The 12097-nt window shown below is 34.6% G+C and carries 10 protein-coding genes and 1 other annotated feature; of the genes, 4 read left to right on the top strand and 6 right to left on the bottom strand.

Annotated features, from left to right (window positions below; genetic code table 11):
• Positions 1-34: 34 nt before the first annotated feature.
• Positions 35-271, bottom strand: a complete 237-nt coding sequence (tlp, locus tag ACQKOF_RS18985; RefSeq protein ID WP_427560373.1) for a small acid-soluble spore protein Tlp — start codon at positions 269-271, stop codon at positions 35-37.
• Positions 272-852: 581 nt separating this feature from the next.
• Between tlp and ACQKOF_RS18990 the strand changes: the two genes are divergently transcribed.
• Together ACQKOF_RS18990 and ACQKOF_RS18995 are read left to right on the top strand one after the other, a co-directional pair.
• Positions 853-1365, top strand: a complete 513-nt coding sequence (locus ACQKOF_RS18990; protein ID WP_427560376.1) for a DUF6609 family protein — start codon at positions 853-855, stop codon at positions 1363-1365.
• Positions 1366-1542: 177 nt separating this feature from the next.
• Positions 1543-1765, top strand: a binding site (T-box leader).
• Positions 1766-2157: 392 nt separating this feature from the next.
• Complete coding sequence (locus ACQKOF_RS18995; RefSeq protein WP_427560379.1) at positions 2158-3495, top strand: sodium-dependent transporter; 1338 nt, start codon at positions 2158-2160, stop codon at positions 3493-3495.
• A gap of 381 nt (positions 3496-3876) precedes the next feature.
• Here the strand turns inward: ACQKOF_RS18995 and ACQKOF_RS19000 are convergent, their stop codons facing one another.
• The 3 genes from ACQKOF_RS19000 to ACQKOF_RS19010 all read right to left on the bottom strand — a co-directional run bounded on the left by ACQKOF_RS19000 (position 3877) and on the right by ACQKOF_RS19010 (position 7069).
• Positions 3877-4365 (bottom strand): hypothetical protein, encoded by a 489-nt coding sequence (locus ACQKOF_RS19000; RefSeq protein ID WP_427560381.1) that lies wholly within the window; start codon positions 4363-4365, stop codon positions 3877-3879.
• A 421-nt stretch (positions 4366-4786) separates the two neighbouring features.
• Positions 4787-6229, bottom strand: a complete 1443-nt coding sequence (locus tag ACQKOF_RS19005; protein WP_427560383.1) for an MDR family MFS transporter — start codon at positions 6227-6229, stop codon at positions 4787-4789.
• Positions 6230-6820: 591 nt separating this feature from the next.
• The gene (locus tag ACQKOF_RS19010) at positions 6821-7069 is read right to left on the bottom strand and encodes a LapA family protein (RefSeq protein WP_400725246.1); all 249 of its coding nucleotides are present in this window, start codon (positions 7067-7069) and stop codon (positions 6821-6823) included.
• A gap of 327 nt (positions 7070-7396) precedes the next feature.
• Here ACQKOF_RS19010 and ACQKOF_RS19015 point away from each other — a divergent pair, with 327 nt between their 5' ends.
• Positions 7397-7552: a cation transporter dimerization domain-containing protein gene (locus tag ACQKOF_RS19015; RefSeq protein WP_427560434.1), complete on the top strand. Its 156-nt coding sequence runs from the start codon at positions 7397-7399 to the stop codon at positions 7550-7552.
• Between the two features lie 734 nt (positions 7553-8286).
• Here the strand turns inward: ACQKOF_RS19015 and ACQKOF_RS19020 are convergent.
• Positions 8287-8865, bottom strand: coding sequence for a CotG/ExsB N-terminal domain-containing protein (locus ACQKOF_RS19020; RefSeq protein ID WP_427560387.1), 579 nt, complete (start codon positions 8863-8865; stop codon positions 8287-8289).
• A gap of 95 nt (positions 8866-8960) precedes the next feature.
• Here ACQKOF_RS19020 and ACQKOF_RS19025 point away from each other — a divergent pair, with 95 nt between their 5' ends.
• Positions 8961-10052 (top strand): CotH kinase family protein, encoded by a 1092-nt coding sequence (locus tag ACQKOF_RS19025; RefSeq protein ID WP_427560390.1) that lies wholly within the window; start codon positions 8961-8963, stop codon positions 10050-10052.
• 911 nt (positions 10053-10963) lie between these two features.
• On the opposite strand, the gene ACQKOF_RS19030 is transcribed toward ACQKOF_RS19025, so the two are convergent.
• On the bottom strand, positions 10964-11848 hold the full coding sequence (locus tag ACQKOF_RS19030; RefSeq protein WP_427560393.1) for a GNAT family N-acetyltransferase: 885 nt from the start codon (positions 11846-11848) through the stop codon (positions 10964-10966).
• Between the last annotated feature and the right edge of the window lie 249 nt (positions 11849-12097).

A 12097-nucleotide genomic window follows, 5' to 3' on the forward strand; every position in this document is an offset into this window, starting at 1 on the left:
AGATAAGTTAGTTCCTCTTCCTAAGTCACCAATTTTACACTTCTCCTTTTTTACGTGCTGCCATTTCATCTTTCATTTCCTCTTTTAATCCTTCAATTGATTGTTGGCGTCGCTTATTTTTTTCTTTAATCATTTGACTTTGCATAGGGTCTGCAAATTCCAAACTAATTTCCGCTTCATGCAGTTTTTCTTCAGTGTTCTTAACGATATCACGAATTCGTTCAACGTTATTAGATCTATCATCGGGTTTCGAGTGTCTTGAATTAGCCATGGTAACCTCCTAAAAATTTGACATAAAATTAGTTTGGATTTTTTTTATATTTATATGTGCACTAATTTTTACTAAGAAAAGCTTGTTTGCCACCCGAAGAGACTCTTGACTCAACCAGCCGCTGAAGCGAATTCCTAAACATCATGAAACATATACTTCTTATCTAAAAAGCCTTTAAGGAAATGTATCCCTTAACTCAAATAACTAAATTAAGGTACATTCCTCCAAGTGTGTAGTTAGTAGCTGTTGTTGCTGTTGCAATCACATCTACAGCGTATTCAACAGTAAATACATTGTTATCTGTTACCACAACTGGTGTTGCTCCAAATACTAATGAATCTGTAGCAGTTTCAGGTGTAGCTTCGAACTTCTACAAGTTTGAGGATTTGAAATAAAGTACAAATACAATTAAAAATCTCGTATGAACCACATTTTTAACCGAAAAACAGTATGACTTTTATATAAACAATGCCTACTTATTTGGACCTATTTATTTATCACTTCGACAAATTAAGACAAAAAATTGTAATTCAGTTTGATATATTATTCTAGAAATCTATTATTCGAATGGAGAATGGTACATGGAAACACAAGCCTACAAATATCCTAGACAAAAGATTAATGGGATTTGGCTAATAATTGCTGGCATAGCAATGTTCTTACTGTTAATAAAATATAACGGCTATCCGAATGTTTGGCCTTTTGCCATCGTTTATGTGCTAGGTATGATTTGGCAATTAAGCCCTAAAACCCGGGAGAAATTAGCAGTCGGTCCTGGAACACCGGAACAAAAAAAGTGGTCTAATTTTTCAATTATGTTATTGGCTATTTTAGTTTTTGTCATTCTTCAATTTTTCGTAGATGATTATAGAACTTGCTGGCTATTAATTATTTTAACAGTCGGCGTTCACTTCTTAACTTTCATTCCAGTACATGGGAAATTAATGCTTTTTCTATCAATCACTTTAATAATCAATGCATTCATAGGATTAATCATTGCTAACGTAAATCTAGACGTCTTTTTGGTAATAGATGGCCTAATAAAGATTTTATTTGGTAGCATTTTTATTAAGCTAAGTCCTATTAATTTTTAATGGATTCTGCTCTGCAGTGATCCTCATTTTTTGTCTAGGTATGACCTTTTCATAAGTGAATTTGTTAGAACCGAACCCGTATAAATATATACGATGAGATACATAAAAATTCAAAAATTTAGTTGACTCTATTTTTAATGTGTGATAAAAATGATATTATCAATTCGGAAAATTAATATTTGGGCAATGATAGGATTAAGTAGTGAAAATCTCCCTATATCAGAGAGCTGGTGGTTGGTGCGAATCAGTATATAGATTATCATGAATTTCGACCTGGAGCATCTTTCATAAATCACACGTTGTGAGGAAGTGGAAGACGGTAGTGAATACCGTTATCAAATAAAGTGGTGAAGAATTTTTTCACAACTAGGGTGGTACCGCGATATATATCGTCCCTACGTACTTACGTAGGGACGTTTTTTATTTAGGTCTTATTCTTGTTGTATTTTCATAACTAGGGTGGTACCGCGATATTTTATCGTCCCTACGTATTTGCGTAGGGACGTTTTTTATTTAGGGTCTTACTCTTGTTGTATTTTCATAACTAGGGTGGTACCGCGATATTTTATCGTCCCTACGTATTTGCGTAGGGACGTTTTTTATTTAGGTCTTACTCTTGTTGTATCTTCATAACTAGGGTGGTACCGCGATATTCTATCGTCCCTACGTATTTTGTAGGGGCGTTTTTTTTGAGAGGAAGTGGTTGTATGAGAAAGGAGTCACGATAGAACAATATTATAAAGGACCGAATTGTCATAAACAAAGAAATAGAAAAAGAGAGGAGATAAAGAGATGAATTCACAGCAATGGACATCGAAATTAGGTTTCATTTTAGCTGCAGCAGGCTCAGCGATAGGTCTTGGTGCGATTTGGAAGTTCCCGTATATAGCCGGTATTGGAGGCGGCGGTGCGTTCTTCCTTATTTTCATCGGTTTTACATTATTAATTGGTTTACCGTTATTATTAGCAGAATTTGTAGTTGGAAGAAGTACACAAAAAGAGGCTGTTGAAGCATATAGAACAATTGCTCCTAAAACGCTATGGCCGTGGGTTGGTAAATTAGGGATTGTCACATGTTTCATATTGCTTTCATTCTACAGTGTTGTAGGAGGATGGATTTTATTATATTTATGGAATGCCATTACAGGTAGACTATGGGAAGGAAATGGTTCGTACGAAGCCACTTTTGGTGACATCATTTCCAATCCATTTTTAGCGGTTGGATCACAACTATTATTTATTCTTATGACTATTTTTATCGTAAGTAAAGGTGTACAAAACGGTGTTGAAAAAGTAAATAAGTATTTCATGCCAGCACTATTTGTTTTATTCTTTGTATTAATTATTCGTGCTCTTACATTAGATGGTGCAGGAGAAGGGGTTCGCTTCTTCTTACAGCCTGATTTCTCAAATGTTACATCTGAAATTATTTTATATGCCATGGGGCAATCGTTCTTCTCATTATCTGTCGGTGTAGGCGTAATGGTTACGTATAGCTCATATTTACCGAAAGAAGAAAGTTTACCACGTTCCGCATTTTCTATCGTCGGTTTAACGCTTGTGATTACATTACTTGCAGGGCTTGCTATTTTCCCGGTAGTATTCGCATTTGGAATGGAACCATCTCAAGGACCAGGTCTATTATTTATTGTCTTGCCAGCAATTTTCAGTAAAATGGCATTTGGGAAAGTATTCTTCATTATTTTCTTGTTACTATTTTTCTTTGCAACGATAACATCAGCCATTTCGATGTTGGAAATTAGCGTGGCTTCTTTAACGACAAAAGGTAAAGGGAAACGCGAAAAAATGGCATTGATGGTCGGTTTACTAATCTTTGTTGTAGGGATTCCATCGGCGCTTTCATTTGGCGTATTAAGCGATGTGAAATTGTTTGGAAAAACAATCTTTGATTTTGCAGACTATACAGTAAGTAATGTTCTTATGCCGCTCGGTGTATTATTAGTAGCGATCTTCGTACCGTTTAAAATGAAGAAAGATGTATTAATGAGAGAACTGGGTGTAAGTAAAAATAAAGGCTATAAATTATTTGTATTATGGTTATTCTTACTTCGCTATATAGCACCGATTGCAATTATTATCGTATTTTTAAATGTAATTGGCGTGATTTAAAATACAATATGCCCTAGAACCATAGGAATTAAGATGTTAACCTTTTTATAGACAAAAAACCAAAACTAAAAAGAGCATACTAAATATGCGTTTATTTATCTATTGCCTTGGGGCTTGTACTTTGTTTATTGGCTATATACCCGACCCCAATGACTGTACAAGTACTTATCAGCAGGTTTACAATGAGTAAAATTTTTATTAGATTTTGTTAGGACTATTCCATTTTTATCCTTCCATCTATAAATGTTAATAAGCCTATTATGAATTTTGTTCCTCTACTTTCCCTTAAAATTTCAACCCTACATTGCGGCACTGAAAATTGTTAAGATAAACGAAGGCTTCCTCAATCTCATTGAGGAAGCCTTCGTTTTTTCATGTATATTATAGTTGTAATTCAAATACGTCTAAATAGGATTCTTCTTTTGTTTGTTGATAGGTTTCTAGTAAGAAATTCATTTCTCCTAAAGCATGATTTAAGGAAGTATGTGTCTTCTTTGTCTGCTGAGGAGAATAATAATCGGTCACAAGGTAACCACCTTTTGGAACTTCGATTTTGTTTCCGTTTTCCGCCTGATCGACTAAAAAATCTGCATAGGTGATGGTCGAGTTTTTGAATTCTTTGATGTCAAGGATGTCCCCTGCCTTTTTTAGGAATAACGCGATTTTTTCGTTATGTCTAGTATCAATATAGGGAGCTTTGATTCCGTAATCTTTTTTCAACCACGTACTCGTATACTCCGTTTCCCATAACCCTTTTTTATCTCCTTGAAAAATAAATAAGTTCGCAACAGAATTTAATAGCAAATCGTAGAAGTATCGCTCCTGCGTAGTTTCATAGTGATCTAATGCTTTTTTATCTTGGACCCTCACTAGGTTTCGCCCATATCCTACCTAGTTCGGTAATGCTAGAGAAACCCTCTCTCTAGGTTCAATTTCTTTATTTTCACCTTCACCTGCTCTGTTTAATGAACATGAAGTCAAGATTATAAACGCTAACAAGGAGCATAAAATTCTGTCCCAGATTTTTCTATTAAGCAAATTTGCCCTTCCCATGTAACTATTCTTTTATATAAAAAGTTTCAAAATTATAGCAGTGTTAAATGAGAAAAACAATGTATGAACTTTTTCTAAAAGGAAAAAAGGTATCATTGACAAGGCATCCTTTTGTATTATTCATACACATCTAATTAACATATTTTAAGAAATTAGCTAAAGAGCCAAACCCATGTAAACAAAGGGGTTGGCTCTTTTCCATTTTTACTCGTTATGCATGATTTTATTCATCGTTGATTTATCGGTGTTCATTAGTTTGTGTGGATGGCTTTAATAAGAACCAAACAATTACTAAAGTTACTAGTGCTAATATAAATGTACCCATATAAATGAAATGTACACTTGAAGCTAATGCTTCTTGTGATTCGGTTACTACGTTTGCTGTAGTTCCTCCATGTCCACTAGAAGATACAAGATCAAGGTTTTTAATGCCTTGTGCATGAATCATCGTGTTGAAAATCGCCCCGAAAACTGCAGCACCTAATGTTTGACTAAACGTATTGGTAAATGTGTTTAAGCCAATTGCTGTCCCACGCATATGCGATGGAACAGCTGCTTGAATTGTTACCATGTAAATAGGTACAATAAGCCCCATTCCTAAGCCGAATAATCCAACTGCAACATAAATAAGGAATGCTGGCGAATCTGCTGACAATGTAAATAGTGAAAAGGCAGCAATTGAAATAATGCTAGCTCCAAGTAGAATGATTTGTTTCGTTTTTAAGTTATCAACTAATTTACCAGAAAAAACAGTGCCAAATGTCCACATAACAGGAAGTGGCATTAAAATGAGTCCGGCGTCTGTCGCATTTTTCCCTAATACACCTTGGCTCCAAATTGGAAGATACATGGTAACACTAATAAGCATTGCACCAGAAATAAGAGTTAGTATGTTTATAGTAGATAATGTACGGTTAAAGAAAAGTGCTAGTGGAATTAATGGTTCCGGAGATTTTTTCTCAATAAATAAGAAAATAATGAATGAAACAGCTGCAAAGATTAAGAGGCCAATAATTGTAATGTCCCCCCAGTTTTGCTTACTGCTACCTGTTAATAACGCGTATAGTAGAGCGATTGCACTTAATGAGAATACCGTTGCACCAAGATAGTCAATATGGTGCTTAGCAGGCTTAATAGATTCTTTATAATAAATGACAATCATTAAGCAAGCGATAATCCCAAATGGAACGTTTAAGAAGAAGATGTAGCGCCAAGAAAGAGAATCAACTAAAAATCCGCCAACTAATGGTCCGATAACACCAGAGACGCCCCAAACAGCACTAATCCAGCCCTGTGCTTTTGCACGGTCTTTCACTTCGCTATATAAGTCACCAATGATTGTCATTGTTATTGGCATAATAGCGCCAGCTCCTAGACCTTGAAGCGCTCGAAAGGCGATGAGCTGTTCCATTGATGCAACGACACCGCAAAGTGCAGAGCCGACTAAGAATATTGTAGCTCCGATAAGTAAAACTTTTTTACGACCGAATAAATCAGCCAGTTTCCCGTATATTGGAGTCGAAACAGCTGTGGCAAGCATATAAATGGCATATACCCAGCTAACAAGTTCGACGCCCGACAAATCACTCGTTATACGGGGGATTGCTGTACTAATAATTGTTCCTTCTACAGCAGAAAGAAATGTCATTAACATTAATGATAAAATAACTTTTTTTCTCATATTTTCCCCTTTACTTCTATCCAGTTAAAAATATTCAATATATAACTAAATATTTTTATTAACTATTAACTAACAAATCTAGTTTACCTGAGGGTAGTTTGACCATGCATTGTTAGAATTTAAATGTTTAAGCAGCTCAACAACCATGTTTAAACCACCAATCCACATGTAGTCTTGGTCATTATTTGCTTGAACAAGTGCATTTTCAAAAGCTCTACCCGTTATAGAGCCACCATCAGGATTTTCAAACCATCTTATTCGAGCCCGTTAAGTACCATCCAACCTGCACCTATCCCAGTACCACGACCTTCTTTAATCCACTTTTCGACTTCCAATGCCCTTGCTCTCTTAGACAAAAAACGCCCCTTAGATAACTATAATCTAAAGGGGAAAAACGGTACATCTTTTTTGTAAACAGAATGGCTTTATTTCAAAGCTACAGAAGTATAGAGTGACAATAAAGTTACTTAATTTTGTAACCTCAAATACAATACAAATAACCCGTCCTGATTTTTAGGACGGGATTAAAATAAAGTTATTTAATTCTAAGTGTTGTTTTACAATAGAGCTCTTAGTGAAATAGATCAACATTTAAGAATGTTGATCTATTTCACTTCCTGCCTTTTTCAAAGCTCTTTGAAGTTGATAAATTTTCATCATACTAATTAATCCAACTAATAGGGCTCCCAAAAGGACTGACCCAATAATGACGAGGATCAATGGCCACTCAGCTTTTCCAAATACATAATTAACCGTTACCATGTCAACATTGATAACTGAAAAAACCGCAATAATTAAGACCACAATTAGTGCTAATATTAAGTTCCATTGCCTTTTCATAAGCCACCTCATTAATTGTTATTTAACTATTCTACATTCACTATTATAGAATCAGGATTAGCTTAGGACAATCACTATTTCGCGGCAAGGATATATCCTTTTTTAAACAACTCTATTATTTTTTAATCGACTTTATTGTTTTTTAAATATCTTTATTACCATGAAACAAGATGTTGATTTGGAATAAAGATTGATCAAAAAAGTGTCTGTAGGGAATTAATTAAACCTTCTGTTGATGTTTTAATGGAAAAAAGTGTGGATTAGGATCTTTTAGACGGATATGAAGCCACTATTCATGATTTTTATAAAGTACAACGAATTGATAAAATCCATGCAAGGGAACACGGTCACTATAAACCTCTAGACATTCGTCTATCACTTAATCATGATTTAAACATTAAACAAGGCCATGATATAGGTCGTGAGATAAAAAATGAAATATTAAATAAATTCCCAGGTGTAGGGGAATTCCTTATTCAGTAAATCCTTACTATATAGAACCTAATCAAAAGTAACTTACAAAAAAACCTCTCTTTCCTTGAACTGCCCCCCTATTGTTTAGACACTATCTAACAATAGGAAGTGCAGTTTTTCTATGGTTAAATATACTGCCGAATATAAATTATAAGCTGTTGAGCGTTACTTAAGTAGCGATTGGAGAGTAGTTGTATAGGTGGCGATTTGCGGAACAATCCAAAATCGTTCCATGCAAACCATGCAAAGATCTCAAATATGGGTCTTAGTCTAAGCTTCTTCATTAATTAAACATATCCTTTACTATACCCTAAGAAGGGAGGTAAAAAGGGTTAAATCCAATGCATTTTAATGTAGTACATCAAATGTTTCCCGCTTTTCCTAGATACAAAGGAATAGGAGGATCCCGTGACGGGTCACGCCGTTCTAGGAATCTTTTTTTAAATTTTTGGTTTTTACGAGAAAAGTGGATAGGCTACATTAATTTAAACAATTCTGATAGATGTTATGTAATGCACAACGATAACAATTCATCCAGAAGAATATACATAAATGAAGAGATCAGACGGAACCCATCCCCAGCTGACCTTTCACTTTTCTTTCAACCTTGGACTTCGATAGGAATAATACAGAAAAAGTTAACTAGTAAGAACTAGTTAACTTTATATACAGTCGCACTCAATAGTCCATTGAATAACATTTAGTGACATACTCTTCAGATAGCGAAAAATCGACTGAAGTTTTTAAAAAAATAAGTCATTCCAAAAGGAGTTACTGCTCGTGCGTCGTTGGTTTCGCGAAGTTCGACGTACTCTGCTCGTGCGTCGCTGTTTTCGTGAAGTTCGACGTACCCTGCTCGTGCGTCGCTGTTTTCGTGAAGTTCGACGTACTCTGCTCGTGCGTCGCTGTTTTCGTGAAGTTCGACGTACCCTGCTCGTGCGTCGCTGTTTTCGTGAAGTTCGACGTACCCTGCTCGTGCGTCGCTGTTTTCGTGAAGTTCGACGTACCCTACTCGTGCGTCGCTGTTTTCGTGAAGTTCGACGTACCCTACTCGTGCGTCGCTGTTTTCGCGAAGTTCGACGTCTCCCGCTCGTGCATCGTTCGTTACTAATAGGATCCTGGTGCATGAAGTGACCTAACCCTGAGTTGTTAGCAATTTCTACTGCATTCTGTATAAGTGACATATTCAAACCTCCTTTCATCTTTATAAGAGAAAGAAGGTAGATTCCTTTTTCAAAAAGAATCAAACCCATGCCTCTGCACATTTCTTTCCCTAATCGTAATATATGAGGTTGCACTAAAGATGTTAGAGTCAATCGCATAGTTTTCGAAAGGAGAATATAAACTCTATATCTTTTTGTGGAATCTTACATTTTGTTTTATACGAATAATTTAAAAATGAAAGGAAAGAATTCGCATGTTTAACGGCATAATAATACCTGAATATCATCTTTTTATTCATCCTTTAGATTTAAGTGAACTTCGGAAAGATATATGGTGTGACGATCCTATCTCTGCCAAGCTAACGATTAACAAAAGAAAGTATGATATTGATATCGCCTATCGTGGCTCCCATATCCGGGATTTTCGAAAGAAGTCGTATCACATTTCGTTTAATAAGCCAAGTACGTATAGAAATACCAAAGAAATTCATATCAACGCAGAATATAAAGATCCTTCTCTATTAAGAAATAAACTATCGCTCGATTTTTTCAATGAAATAGGGTGCTTATCGCCAAAGTCCCAATTTGTAAATATGAATTTGAATGGGAAAAATGAGGGGCTTTATTTGGAATTAGAATCAGTGGATGAGTATTTCCTTAAGAATCGACAACTACCGAAAGGACCAATATTCTATGCGGTTGATGGCGATGCTAACTTTTCGTTGATGAGTGATCTTGATAAAGAAGTAAAGAAATCACTTAAGGCTGGCTATGAACTAAAATATGGGACAGAACAAGATGAATTTTATTTACAAAAAATGATTATTGAAATTAATACCATTCCAAAGGCTGAATTTGAAAATGAAATTGTGAAATACCTCAATGTTAATCAGTATCTTAGCTGGTTGGCTGGCGCTGTTTTCACCCAAAATTTTGATGGTTTTGTTCATAATTACGCATTATACCAAAATAGCGAAACTAGGCAATTCGAAGTCATCCCGTGGGATTACGATGCAACATGGGGAAGGGATGTAAACGGGAAAGTGATGGAGGAAGACTATTTACGAATCGAAGGATTTAATACGCTTACCGCAAGAATTCTCGACGTAAAAACATTTCGACGTCAATACAAAAACTTGCTAAAAGTTATTTTAAACAACCAATTTAATGTAGACTATTTGAAACCAAAAATACAAGGTATGCATAATTTAATAAGACCTTATATTCAAAAAGATCCTTATAAAAAAGACGATATCCATTTATTTGATAAGGAACCCGAGTATATATTGGATTATATTGAAGCACGGGAGAAATATATAAGAGGGAAATTAAATTCATTAGATTAAGTTGTTGCATCATCTTACAAAACCTTCTTTCCATCTAGTAAGGGGGTTATTGTCGCTTGAATTAGCACCCAAATATCTGTACTGTAAATATAGTAAAATCGTTTAGTTATAGTTCATCAGCTTAGCGAGTTACACAGAGATTATCCCGTGTAATAGTGAAGTCATGTTAGCTTCACGGGGAGATGCTTTTATTAAACGATGTCCAATTTACACACAAATTCGAAATTACAAATAAATTGTGACTGTGCATACTTTGTGTCCTTGTACATCAATTTACAATAGTGTCCTTAGGTCTCTTGTTAAAAAAATATGAAATTCACACAAAAGTGTCTAGAAATTCTTATCCATGCACCCCTGAAGTATAATTAAATTCTTAAAAAGGTAAATTATACAGAAATTTCACTTGTAAATTGCAATATTGAAAAAGAGGTTTACTTACTGTTGAATAACAGTTAATAAACCTCTTTTGATTTTTACAAATTTACATCACGACTAAGTTGTATGCGTCACGATTGAGTTGTGTACAGACAAAAGTGTTGCTTTGAAATAAGGTTTGATCATAAAAATCCCACAAACCAGCATTTTACAATAAATAAAAAGAAACCATTTTGAAAAAAGATTGATCAAAATGGATTCTTTCCTTGTGAAGTATTGTTCAATTTTTATAAAAATGTTCGATTTTTTTCTGTTGATCTTCAACAAACATGCGCTCTTCAATAGAATAAAAGACTAGATTCTATAGAGATGCTTATTAAGATAAGGTACTAACCTTTTTAAAGTTAGTACCTTATCCTTTTCTATCCCTACAAGAGCTTTTAAGTTTTTCGACATTTCCGCAATAGCGCTATGTTCGGGCAAAAACCTAAAGCGCAAGCTGTATCAATACTCCCAGTATAGATATTTCACTACAATTAACAATGTGATGTTAACGGGAACATAAAGTTACCCTTCAGCAACGACTCTTTCGTTAAGACGAATAAAGCATCATCATCATTTGGCATAATGGTTGCTGTCATGCCCTCTATTGAAAAACCAGGCGTGAAATTAAATATCACTTTTTTCGTTGTTTCATTCACAATGCTTGCTAATACAGCTTCAACATCTGGTTCATTTAACGAAATGATATCGAATATATGCAGAGTATCTTCTTCTTCCTCCATTAGCACAATCGTTTCTAAATCTTCCACATAGAAAATGGCTTCATAAAATACTAATGTGAAATAAAACATTAATAAACTTTCATTATTCTCAACATCTAAAATCATTGAGTTTACATGGCGATTTTCCGCAAACTTTTCAATTAATGTAAGATCATTTTCAATAGTAAGCTGTTTTACTTTCGCATCTATACTCCTTTGAATTGAACTTTTTGCTAGGTCTAAGCTAAATTCGCTTTCATGAAGACGTGTAAAGCCAAACTTCGGGTAAAAATCCAATACTGTATCATTCGCAAAAAGATACATGAAATCATAAGTATTTTCGTATTCTTTCATAATATGCTGCATTAATTGCTTAGCTAAACCTTTATTGCGATAATTTTCATCAGTCATTACTGTACCAATCTGAATTCCTTTATACATTTTACCATCAATAATTATTGACATTTTATTAACTGAAGCATTTGAGATAACCTTACCTTCATCAACAAATGAATACGGTATATATTTGTCATTCCAATACCCTCTGTTGTACCAGCCTCGAAAATCTAATTCAAATGTTTTCATTGTTAAGGCATTAAAACTCTCCTTCAAACTTTCATTATTTCGATAATCACTTACTAATTCATATTTTTCCATCTAAATTCCCTCCAATTTTTGTTTCATGAATTTTTTTATTAGTATCAATACTCCACCGGTCTGGCTAAAAAATAACAAAGAGGTAAAGTTTTACAACTTTTTTATAAACGTCGCGACTTTATTTTAAAGATCGCATCTTTTTTATAAACATCGTGACTTTATTTCAAAGTCACACTTTGCGCCCAGGTATCTATATCACGTCAAACCAGCCTAAGTAAAGGCCGCCCTTTGAGAAAAAAAGGGCTAAAT

The organism is Lysinibacillus sp. NPDC093190, from assembly GCF_050280425.1.
Lineage (GTDB): Bacteria > Bacillota > Bacilli > Bacillales_A > Planococcaceae > Lysinibacillus.